A 2,063-nucleotide genomic window follows, 5' to 3' on the forward strand; every position below is an offset into this window, starting at 1 on the left:
CAGTAGGCTTGGTTGTCGCCTATATAGACTTGGTTATCGTCTATATATAAAGTATACCAAATGAGAATGACATTAACCACTTCAAGCTATCGCTTGACCGACATTCATCTCCCACTTTCACTGGTGCTTCGCACCCATACGTTTAGAAGTGGGAGACTTCTTTCGGAATTACGTTAAAAAAAGAGTAAGTAATAGAGACAAAAAGTTTAGTCACTAAATTTTATGAAAGTAAATGACTTTTCACACAGCTGTGCTATACTTTTACAAAAGCAGTAAATTTTATTTGGGGAGAGGATCTTAAGTGTTAAAACCTGTCATTGATCATGAAGTATTTGAAGCGATTGAACAAGAGAAAAAGCGTCAGGAAGAGAACATTGAACTTATTGCATCAGAAAACTTTGTTTCTCAAGCAGTCATGGATGCACAGGGAAGTGTGCTGACGAATAAATATGCAGAAGGCTATCCGGGCAAACGCTACTACGGTGGATGCGAATTTGTAGATGTGATTGAGAATCTGGCCATCGAACGAGCAAAAGAACTTTTTGGTGCAGAGTATGCCAATGTACAGCCGCACTCTGGTTCTCAAGCTAACATGGCAGTTTTTCAGACTTTCCTGGAACCCGGGGATACATACATGGGAATGAACTTGAATCACGGTGGTCATTTGACCCACGGTTCTCATGTCAATTTTAGTGGAAAACTTTATAACGTCGTCCCCTATGAAGTAGACAAAGAAACTGAAACAATCGATTTTGACCAGGTCAGACGTCTGGCGCTTGAGCATAAACCTAAAATGATTATTGCTGGATACAGTGCCTATCCTCGAACAATTGATTTTGCCAAATTCCGTGAGATAGCGGATGAAGTAGGGGCTATTTTGATGGTGGATATGGCTCATATAGCCGGTCTGATCGCGACAGGAGAACATCCGGATCCTATTCCTTACGCTGATGTTGTGACTAGCACGACGCACAAAACGTTGAGAGGACCTAGAGGCGGACTGATTCTTGCAAAAGAAGAATACGGCAAGAAGCTGAACAGCGCAATCTTCCCAGGTATTCAAGGGGGACCACTTGAGCATGTGATAGCGGGAAAGGCCATTGCATTCAAGGAAGCTCTGGAGCCCAGTTTTATAGACTATAGTAAACAAATTAAAGCAAACGCACGAGCTATGGTAGAAGTATTCGAAGGATCAAAAGGCCGTTTAATTAGTGGGGGAACGGATAATCACCTGCTGCTTATGGAAGTTTCTGACTTCGGACTAAACGGGAAACAGGCAGAGGCATTACTTGATGAAGTAGGCATTACTGTAAACAAAAATTCCATTCCTTTTGATACACTTGGACCATTCAAAACAAGTGGGATTCGAATCGGAACACCAGCTGTGACCACTCGCGGATTCAAGGAAGAAGAATTCAGACGCGTAGCTGAACTGATCGTTGCTGCTTTGAATTCTAAGGACAACGAAGATGAACTAGACAAAATCAGACAATCAGTTAAAGAACTGACACGTAAGTATCCACTGTACGGATAATCGGTAAATGAGTATAAAAGCTGACCTCAGGATAAGACTGAAGTCAGCTTTTTGCCTATAGTGAATGAGGTTTTGTTGTAGTGTTAAACATTTTCATAATGACATTCTATTTAGTTTCAACAACTGCTACAATATAGCTAAATAGACATAAAAGGGGAGAGTCTGATGAAGGCACGTAGACAGGGAAATGACATTGTGCTAACCGTCCCATCTATACTTAATATTGAGCCCGGTAAGGAATATGTGGCGATTAAAGGGGAACTGGGAAGTATCACCTATATCCCTAAAGTGGAAAACATCTTTGAAGAAGCGATAGAAAATGGGGAAAGTTTGAGATTCGAGGATGATTACCAGGAAGATACGCACTCAAATGGAAGCGAAGAAGACTGATATAGTGAATACTAAAAATTGCTAGATTACAAGATGAAAAAAACACTCGTTCTTTCGATTAAAAGTCCTAAACTGGACCCCATGTCAAGGACAGTTTGATAAAAACCCCTTATAATTTATTATCGCTCCTTCTATGATA

General features: G+C 40.7%; 2 protein-coding genes. Both read left to right on the forward strand.

Annotated features, from left to right (window positions below; translation table 11 throughout):
* The first annotated feature begins 301 nt into the window (after positions 1 to 301).
* Positions 302 to 1,534 (forward strand): serine hydroxymethyltransferase, encoded by a 1,233-nt coding sequence (locus ABFX15_RS00360; protein WP_346023583.1) that lies wholly within the window; start codon positions 302 to 304, stop codon positions 1,532 to 1,534.
* A gap of 165 nt (positions 1,535 to 1,699) precedes the next feature.
* A complete protein-coding gene (mazE, locus tag ABFX15_RS00365; RefSeq protein ID WP_346023584.1) occupies positions 1,700 to 1,924 on the forward strand; it encodes a type II toxin-antitoxin system PemI/MazE family antitoxin in 225 nt (74 codons plus the stop codon).
* Positions 1,925 to 2,063 lie beyond the last annotated feature (139 nt).

It is taken from the genome of Alkalibacterium indicireducens, assembly GCF_039522005.1.
GTDB classification, from domain to species: domain Bacteria; phylum Bacillota; class Bacilli; order Lactobacillales; family Carnobacteriaceae_A; genus Alkalibacterium; species Alkalibacterium indicireducens.

Excerpts from the sequence above, each read along its gene's own strand:
- mazE (WP_346023584.1), top strand. The coding sequence starts at position 1,700 with ATGAAGGCACGTAGACAGGGAAATGACATTGTGCTAACCGTCCCATCT.